Consider the following 7,957-nt stretch of genomic DNA (forward strand, 5'->3'; position numbering starts at 1 on the left):
CCTCCCACCTGCCCCCCAACCCCGCAAACTCCCCACCAAGCCCACAGGGGGGAGGGCAGTCCCGGCGTGTAGAGCCTGGACTGAGCGGAGCAAGCGGTCCCGTGGGCTGGCTGCTAGGCGGGGCACGGCTGACAGCTCATGGGCCAGCGGATGAGTGGCATCCTCCGCACCCGGAAGCGCCCTGCCTGCGAACAGACGGACTCAATCAGCCGATCCGGAGGCAGGCATCCCGCGATAGCGGCTCGCTGAAAGGATGCCCAGGTGAACTACTCCCAGGGACAAGACGGCGCGGTCTATGAGCTGATCTCCTCATATGTGGTGTCCGAAGGAGCCTGGAGCGTCGAGCTGACGAGGATGAGCAGCACCCAAGGCCTCGTCGTCGGCGTCGTCATCCCCGACGAGGACTTGGAGCGCCCGTGTGAGGCGTGGGCAGCCGGCGATGTGACGATCCCCGCTGCCGAACTGACCCGATTCCTAGTCGAGGTCGCAAACACCGCCCGTCACGCAGGCGCCACATCCGAAAACGCCCAACCAGCAGAGAGATGAGAGCTGAGATGAAATCCTGCCGTTGTAGGCGGGCTGCTGTGCCCATTTGTGGTGCCCGCAGAGTCAGGTCCGTGAGCTGAGCGACGAGATAGCCCCCTTATGCGAGATAGCCCCTTATAGGCGAGAGCTAATGCGCCCGTAGGGTGGTGAGTGTGGCGATTCGTGCAGTGGTGTTCGATGTTGGCGAGTGTCTGGTTGATGAGACTCGGGAGTATGGGACGTGGGCTGACTGGCTGGGGGCGTCTCGGCATACGTTCGCGGCGGTGTTCGGGGCTGTGATTGCTCGGGGGCTGGACTATCGGGAGACGTTTCAGGTGTTCCGGCCTGGGTTTGACCTGGCTGAGGAGAGGGAGCGGCGGGCGGAGGCCGGCCAGCCTGAGTGGTTCGGGGAAGATGACCTGTACCCGGACGTGCGGGGGTCGTTGAGCAAGCTTCGGGCTGATGGGCTTTGGGTGGGGATCGCGGGAAACCAGACGGTGCGGGCTGGGGGGATTCTGCGGGGGTTGGGGTTGCCGACGGATCTGATCGCGACGTCGGATGACTGGGGGTACTCGAAGCCGGACACGGAGTTTTTCCGGTGTGTGGTGGAGGCGGCGCCGGTGGAGGCGCACGAGATCTTGTATGTGGGAGATCGGCTCGACAACGACATCAGGCCTGCGGTGGCGATGGGGTTGCGGACGGCGTTGATTCGGCGAGGGCCGTGGGCACATATTCAGTGGGAGGAACCGGAAGCGGTGAGCGTTCCGACGATGCGGATCGAGTCGCTGGCCGAGCTTCCGGGGCTGGTGGAGGCGTTTAACGCTGGAGAGCGCTGAGGGTGTTCTGCCAGCCGTAAAGACGGTCGTCCAGGCGCTGGACGCATTCCTGGTCGGCCCAGGGCTGGAGAGCTCGGCGGACGTCGGAGATGCGTTCCATGCCGGTGGCGTACCAGGTGCGAGCCAGTTGACTCAGAGCCTCTTCGGCGTGGGTGCAGGCTTCCTCGGGCAGATTCTGGGCTGCTGCGACGGCGGCCAGATCGCCGAGGACGACCACGCGTTGCTTGCTGCTCTCCTGCGGGAGGCCGTCCAGCACTTCGAGCAGCGTTGTTCGGGCCTGGGGGAGATGACCCGCCTTCAACTGGGTGTTGCCTTTGAAAGCCGCCAGGCGGACTGGTGAGAACCAATCGAACCAGGCGGGGTCGGCGTGGCCGTTCGCTTCGGTGATGATCTGCTCGCCGTGTTCGATCAGACGGAGGGCTTCGCGGGGGTGGCCGCAACGGGTCTCGTTCTCGGCCTCGACAGCGTCCAGCCAGGCGAGGAATTCGCCCGTGGCGGTGCCTCGGCGGGCGTAGGTGCGGGCGGCGCGCATCCGTTCGGCGGATTCGTCGCGACGTCCGGCCCAGCCGGGCACGAAAGCCGCGTGGGCGAGGATCGCGGCACCCAGGAGCGGGTCGTCTGCTTCACCGGCTGCCTGGAGGGCGCGGACCAGAGCGGCGTCTGCTTCGTCCGGCTGGCGGAGATCGAAGAACTCGATGCGGCCGACCAGAAGCAGAGACTCGGCGAGCGCCGTCGCCAGGATGCGGCGGGAGACCCCGGTGGTCTCGGAGAGAAGCTGGGTGCCCAAGCGGGTGTGCTCGACGACCGCGGCATGGATCTGTGCGGGCTGGACGCTCCAATAGAGACGACGATAGGCCGTTGTGATCGCGGCGAAGTCGGCCCCGACGGTGAGCGGTTGTACCGAGCCCGACGCCTTGGGGAGCGGGAGCGCGGAACCGGTCGGCGTCTGTCCAGGGACATGGACGCCAGCGGGCCGGCCTGTGCCGACCGTCCAAGGAGCGGTGAAGCCTAGATCTTCGACGGGGCGCTGAAGCACATGGACCAGAAGACGCTGATGATCTGCGCGAGGCCACGGAGGCGTAGCCGACTCCCAGCGGCGGATCTGACGGGCGCTGACGTCCATGCCGCCCAAACCCAGCTGCGGAGCCGCTCGGGTCAGGGCATCTGCGAGGGCCTGCTGCGAAGCGAATCCAGCGTGCTGCCTGGCGGCCTTCAGCTTGGTGTTGCCTGCGGGACGAGACATGGGACGTTCCTCCATCCGGTTCCTGAGCCGACTCTAACCCAGAAGGGACTTCTAGAGGACATATCGACGATGATCTATGGGAAAAGTCCTTATAGCGTCCTTGCTTCGTCCTTCATGAGACCTTCAAGTGGCCCTTCTGTTTCGCGAGGCTGAGGTCATCGGCATCTGGGGGCCACCCTGCGGGACGGCCCGGCGCCGTTTCCAAGCGAGCGAAGGGACCTCATGGAGCACGCGGAACAAACCGGACGACTGGCGAGGCTTTGCCGACAGATCGTCCGCACGGGCATCCGGGTGGAGATGAGCGACGCCGTGCCCCGGCTGACGGTGAGGTCGAGTGCGGGCACCGTCGTGAACGTCTTCGTCACGGAGTCCGGTGAGTACGCCTGGCGTCCGGTAGACCAGAGGTGCCCCGAGGTCGAGACGGACAAGGCGGCGGAGGCGCTTCTCGCCTTCATCGAACGCCTTGATCGAAGCGCGGCGCGGGTGCCCGAGGAGCCCGGCGATGAGCGTCGCTGACGAGCTTCCCGCCCTGGTGGCCGAGTACCCCCAGTGGCGTTTCTGGCACGGGTTCAGGTCGGATGGGCGGCCGGGTGATCTGATGGCCGTCCGGCGGAGGCGGCTGAGTGACGCGGAGCTGGGTGCCGGGTTGGCGATGACCCTTCCGATGGGGGTCTTCGGTCCTCCGCTGGCGGAACAGCTCGCGCGTCAGCGGCAGATAGAGGAACGGGCCGCAGGAGTGGGGCCTGCTGGGGACGCGCGTGAGCACTCGCTGCCGTTCGGGGTCGCCAGCGGAATGATGGTCGAAGCGCTCCGAGAGGCGTTGATGGAGTACGGGCTGCTTCGCAGTGGGGTGCGCGCGATCATCTTCAACGCGTCCGCCAGGTTCGAGCGGCTGTTTGACGAGCTTGGTGCGCCCGATCGCGACGACGAGCACGATCTCGCGGGATGACGCTGCATCCTAGTGCCCGGCTTGGGTGTGGCGTGGGGGTTTGGGTTGGATGGGCTGGTCAGGGGGGTTGGGGGTGGGTGGGGGGTTTGTTTGCTGGTGGGGGAGGGGGCGCTTGCACTCGGGTGGGTAGAGTGCTAAACAGGGACTGGCACTCTCCTAGGGAGAGTGATAAACGAACTTGTTACTGGGTCGGGTCGATGAGGTCTGCGCCTGAGGGGTCTTACATGGGGCCTGCTCGAGGGGTTGGCCGTCCGTCGCGGGCGTCGTACCGATCCGCCATGTTCCGCATCCACTCTGAAGGAGGATCTGGAGCCTATGGCTGCCAAGATGATCGCGTTCAACGAGGAGGCCCGGCGCGGTCTCGAGCGTGGCATGAACCAGCTCGCCGACGCCGTCAAGGTCACGCTGGGCCCGAAGGGCCGCAATGTCGTCCTTGAGAAGAAGTGGGGCGCGCCGACGATCACCAACGATGGTGTCTCCATCGCCAAGGAGATCGAGCTCGAGGACCCGTGGGAGAAGATCGGGGCCGAGCTGGTCAAGGAAGTCGCGAAGAAGACCGACGACGTCGCCGGTGACGGTACGACGACCGCCACGGTCCTCGCGCAGGCTCTGGTCCGTGAGGGTCTGCGGAACGTGGCCGCCGGCGCCAACCCGATGTCCCTGAAGAAGGGCATCGAGGCCGCCGTCGCCGCCGTCTCCGAGCAGCTTTCGCTGCTGTCCAAGGACGTCGAGACCAAGGCGCAGATCGCGTCGACCGCCTCCATCTCCGCCGCCGACACCGAGATCGGTGCGCTCATCGCCGAGGCGATGGACAAGGTCGGCAAGGAAGGCGTCATCACCGTCGAGGAGAGCAACGCTTTCGGTCTCGAGCTCGAGCTCACCGAGGGTATGCGCTTCGACAAGGGCTACATCTCGCCGTACTTCGTCACCGACCCCGAGCGGATGGAAGCGGTCCTCGAAGACCCGTACATCCTGATCGTTCAGGGCAAGGCGTCCTCCAACAAGGACCTCCTGCCGGTGCTCGAGCAGGTCATGCAGGCCGGCAAGCCGCTGCTGATCATCGCCGAGGACGTCGAGGGCGAGGCCCTGGCCACCCTGGTCGTCAACAAGATTCGCGGGATCTTCAAGTCCGTCGCCGTCAAGGCTCCGGGCTTCGGTGACCGCCGCAAGGCCATGCTCGGCGACATCGCCGTGCTGACCGGCGGCCAGGTCATCTCCGAGGAGATCGGTCTCAAGCTCGACTCGGTGACCCTCGACCAGCTGGGCCGCGCCCGCAAGGTCGTCATCGCCAAGGACGAGACCACGATCGTCGAGGGCGCCGGCAACGCCGACGACATCGCGGGCCGGGTCAACCAGATCCGCACCGAGATCGACAACACCGACTCCGACTACGACCGCGAGAAGCTCCAGGAGCGTCTGGCCAAGCTCGCCGGTGGCGTCGCCGTCATCAAGGCGGGTGCCGCGACCGAGGTCGAGCTCAAGGAGCGCAAGCACCGCATCGAGGACGCCGTTCGCAACGCGAAGGCGGCCGTCGAAGAGGGCATCGTCCCCGGCGGTGGCGTGGCGCTGATCCAGGCGTCCGTCGGCGCGTTCGACAAGCTCGACCTTTCGGGCGACGAGGCCACCGGTGCCGCGATCGTCAAGAAGGCGCTCGAGGAGCCGATCAAGCAGATCGCCATCAACGCCGGCCTTGAGGGCGGCGTCGTGGTGGAGAAGGTCCGCAACCTGCCCGCGGGTCACGGCCTCAACGCCGCGACCGGCGAGTACGTGGACATGTTCGCCACCGGCATCATCGACCCGGCGAAGGTCACCCGTTCCGCTCTGCAGAACGCGGCGTCCATCGCGGCCCTCTTCCTCACCACTGAGGCCGTCATCGCCGAGAAGCCGGAGAAGAACCCGGCGCCTGCGGGTATGCCCGACGGGGGCGGCATGGACTTCTAAGTCCTGACGCTTTCACGAAAGGGCGGCTCCTCATTTCCGGGGGGCCGCCCTTTCGGCATTTCCTCAGCGGGTGACGTCCGGAGTCCGCACCGGTTCGACGTCGCGTTCCGCCCGCAGGTCGTAGGCCTCACGCGCCAGCAGGATCTCGTCGACGTGCTGCTCCGACCAGACCCGCAGCTCGCTCATCAGCTCCCGGACGCTCATCCCCAGCGCGCTCAGCTCGTACTCGACCTTCGGCGGGATCGTCGGATAGACCGTCCGGATCACCATCCCGTCGCGCTCCAGGGCGCGCAGCGTCGACGTCAGCGACTTCTGGGTGATCCCGCCGATCCGCCGCTTCAGCTCCCCGAACCGGATCGGCCCGGTGCCGAGCGCGTCGACGAGCAGGCACGTCCACTTGTCGGCGATCGCCACCAGGACGGTCCGTGACGCGCACTGCGCGAGGTAGGCGTTGGCGTCGTACCTGATGCGCTGCTGGTCAAGCCTGGTATCCACGGGGTACCTATATTCCTAGAAGGTGCCTTCTTTCGAAACGATACCTCCTCGGCGCAGGATGTGATCACCACCGAGGAGAAGGAATCACCGCCATGCGCATCGTCACTCAGAAGCAGTTCGGCGACCCGTCCGTCCTGGAGCTCGCCGAGGTCGACAAGCCCGTCCCCGGCTACGGGCAGGTCCTCGTCAAGGTCGCCGCCGCGGGCGTCAACTTCGTCGACACGGTCGTCCGCGCGCAGAGCCTGTTCGGGCTCCAGGTGCCACTGACGCTCGGCTGGGACGTCGCCGGAACCGTCGAAGCCGTCGCGCCCGGCATCTCCCAGTTCGCCCCAGGCGACGCGGTCCTCGCCCTGGTCGGCTTCCCCGCGCTCGGCAACACCGCCGCCGAGTACGTCCTGGTCGGCGAGAACGAACTCGCCCGCAAGCCGGACGGCTGGAGCTTCGCCGAGGCGGGCGCGCTGCCGCTGGCCGGGCTGACGGCCTGGCAGGCGCTGGTCGGGATCGCGGACGTCCGGCCCGGCCAGCGGGTGCTCGTCCACCGGGCCGCGGGCGGGGTCGGGCATCTGGCCGTCCAGCTCGCGAAGGCGCGCGGCGCCCACGTCATCGGCACCGCGTCGGCGGGCAAGCACGCCTTGCTCAAGGAGCTCGGCGCCGACGAACTGATCGACTACACCACCCAGGACTACACCGACCTCAAGGACGTCGACGTGGTGGTCGACCTGCTCGGCGGCGAGCACGCCGAACGGTCCGCCGCGACGCTCCGCCCCGGCGGGCTGCTGCTCGGCTTCGTAGGCTACGACCTGGGCTTCAGCCCGGAACGCGCCGCCGAGCTCGGCATCAGGTTCGAGGTCGTCTCGGTCCGGCCGTCCGCCCACGACCTGCGCGCCCTCACCGGGACGCCGGGCGTCAGGCCCGTCGTCCAGGCGGAGGTGCCCCTGGCCGACGCGGCCCGCGCCCACGAGCTCATCGCCTCGGGCCGCACCACCGGAAAGATCGTCCTGGTCCCCTGAGAAAACCCTTTGCGCCCCTTTTCGGAATGGGGCAGAGTTCAAGTCATGCGGAATCTGAAACAGCTCGGATAGCCCTCCAAGAACAAGACCTGCCCGGTGCGCAGGCAACGGTTACTTCCACTTTTAATGGGAAGGACGCGGGTTCGATTCCCGTCCGGCGCTCAAGGCGCCGGTAGCTCAGTGGCAGAGCATCTTGTACCGTCGCCGCTTCGATCTCGGGCAGGTCTTCTCTCTTTTCCGCAGCCAATTCCGGAGAACCGCCATGTCCAAGTACAACCGTGCCGTCACCCCGATCAGCCCCATCGTCGCCACCCTGGACATTCCGGCGGACCGCACCCACGAAGGCGGCACGGGATACCGCAGGGAGGCCAAGGGCGAACTGTTCCTGCTCGCGGTCTCCGCCATGGGCGACGCCTCGTTCTACGAGACGGCCGACGCACGCGAAGCCCGGTTCCGGACCCTCGTCGGCGTGGTCGCGCTCGGCGATCCCGGCTGGCTCGTCCGGTTCGCCGGCTGGCTGCGCGGCGATGCCGGAATGCGGTCCGCGGCGATCGTCGTCGCGGCAGAAGGGGTCATGGCACGGCTCCGCGCCGGACTGCACGGGGAGAACCGGCAGCTCGTCGGCTCCGTCCTCCAGCGGGCCGACGAGCCGGGCGAACTGCTCGGCTACTGGACGTCGCGGTACGGGCGCCGGCTGCCCCAGCCCGTCAAGCGCGGTGTCGCCGACGCCGTCGTGCGCCTCTACACCGAGCGCTCCCTCCTCAAGTACGACACGGGCGCGTTCCGCTTCGGCGACGTGCTGGAACTGACCCACCCGAAGGCCGCGACCCCGGCCCAGGGCGACCTGTTCCGGCACGCCATCGACCGCAGGCACGGCCGCGACGCGCCCGTCCCCGACTCGCTCCGGGTGCTGCACGCACGGGAACGGCTGCTGGCGCTGCCGGTCGCGGTGTTCGAC

8 protein-coding genes, 1 tRNA gene and 1 pseudogene are annotated in these 7,957 nt (G+C 67.4%); 8 read left to right on the forward strand and 2 right to left on the reverse strand.

Annotated features, from left to right (window positions below; genetic code table 11):
- The first annotated feature begins 261 nt into the window (after positions 1-261).
- Both ACYVE7_RS24710 and ACYVE7_RS24715 read left to right on the forward strand, forming a co-directional pair.
- A complete protein-coding gene (locus tag ACYVE7_RS24710; protein WP_460367654.1) occupies positions 262-546 on the forward strand; it encodes a hypothetical protein in 285 nt (94 codons plus the stop codon).
- A 152-nt stretch (positions 547-698) separates the two neighbouring features.
- Positions 699-1,361, forward strand: coding sequence for an HAD family hydrolase (locus tag ACYVE7_RS24715; protein WP_460367655.1), 663 nt, complete (start codon positions 699-701; stop codon positions 1,359-1,361).
- Here ACYVE7_RS24715 and ACYVE7_RS24720 read toward each other — a convergent pair.
- Positions 1,342-2,148 (reverse strand): transcriptional regulator, encoded by an 807-nt coding sequence (locus tag ACYVE7_RS24720; protein WP_460367657.1) that lies wholly within the window; start codon positions 2,146-2,148, stop codon positions 1,342-1,344. The two genes, ACYVE7_RS24715 and ACYVE7_RS24720, sit on opposite strands and share 20 nt — an antisense overlap.
- 678 nt (positions 2,149-2,826) lie before the next feature.
- Between ACYVE7_RS24720 and ACYVE7_RS24725 the strand changes: the two genes are divergently transcribed.
- The 3 genes from ACYVE7_RS24725 to groL all read left to right on the forward strand — a co-directional run bounded on the left by ACYVE7_RS24725 (position 2,827) and on the right by groL (position 5,494).
- Positions 2,827-3,120, forward strand: a complete 294-nt coding sequence (locus ACYVE7_RS24725) for a hypothetical protein (RefSeq protein ID WP_460367659.1) — start codon at positions 2,827-2,829, stop codon at positions 3,118-3,120.
- The gene (locus tag ACYVE7_RS24730; protein WP_460367661.1) at positions 3,107-3,553 is read left to right on the forward strand and encodes a hypothetical protein; all 447 of its coding nucleotides are present in this window, start codon (positions 3,107-3,109) and stop codon (positions 3,551-3,553) included. The genes ACYVE7_RS24725 and ACYVE7_RS24730 overlap by 14 nt, the downstream gene beginning before the upstream one ends.
- 315 nt (positions 3,554-3,868) lie before the next feature.
- The gene (gene groL / locus ACYVE7_RS24735) at positions 3,869-5,494 is read left to right on the forward strand and encodes a chaperonin GroEL (protein ID WP_460367662.1); all 1,626 of its coding nucleotides are present in this window, start codon (positions 3,869-3,871) and stop codon (positions 5,492-5,494) included.
- Between the two features lie 63 nt (positions 5,495-5,557).
- On the opposite strand, the gene ACYVE7_RS24740 is transcribed toward groL, so the two are convergent.
- Positions 5,558-5,989: a winged helix-turn-helix transcriptional regulator gene (locus ACYVE7_RS24740; protein WP_460367664.1), complete on the reverse strand. Its 432-nt coding sequence runs from the start codon at positions 5,987-5,989 to the stop codon at positions 5,558-5,560.
- Positions 5,990-6,081: 92 nt separating this feature from the next.
- Between ACYVE7_RS24740 and ACYVE7_RS24745 the strand changes: the two genes are divergently transcribed.
- The 3 genes and pseudogenes from ACYVE7_RS24745 to ACYVE7_RS24755 form a co-directional block, all read left to right on the forward strand.
- Positions 6,082-6,999 (forward strand): NADP-dependent oxidoreductase, encoded by a 918-nt coding sequence (locus tag ACYVE7_RS24745; protein ID WP_460367666.1) that lies wholly within the window; start codon positions 6,082-6,084, stop codon positions 6,997-6,999.
- A gap of 98 nt (positions 7,000-7,097) precedes the next feature.
- Positions 7,098-7,161: transfer RNA gene (locus ACYVE7_RS24750), tRNA-Ser, on the forward strand.
- 100 nt (positions 7,162-7,261) lie between these two features.
- Positions 7,262-7,957 (forward strand): annotated as a pseudogene (locus ACYVE7_RS24755) (TROVE domain-containing protein); the annotation flags it as partial.

Source organism: Actinocorallia lasiicapitis, assembly GCF_054778695.1.

Bases quoted from the DNA above. Each gene is read 5' to 3' on its own strand.
- ACYVE7_RS24725 (WP_460367659.1), top strand. From the start codon at position 2,827: ATGGAGCACGCGGAACAAACCGGACGACTGGCGAGGCTTTGCCGACAG.
- ACYVE7_RS24745 (WP_460367666.1), top strand. From the start codon at position 6,082: ATGCGCATCGTCACTCAGAAGCAGTTCGGCGACCCGTCCGTCCTGGAG.
- groL (WP_460367662.1), top strand. From the start codon at position 3,869: ATGGCTGCCAAGATGATCGCGTTCAACGAGGAGGCCCGGCGCGGTCTC.
- ACYVE7_RS24730 (WP_460367661.1), top strand. From the start codon at position 3,107: ATGAGCGTCGCTGACGAGCTTCCCGCCCTGGTGGCCGAGTACCCCCAG.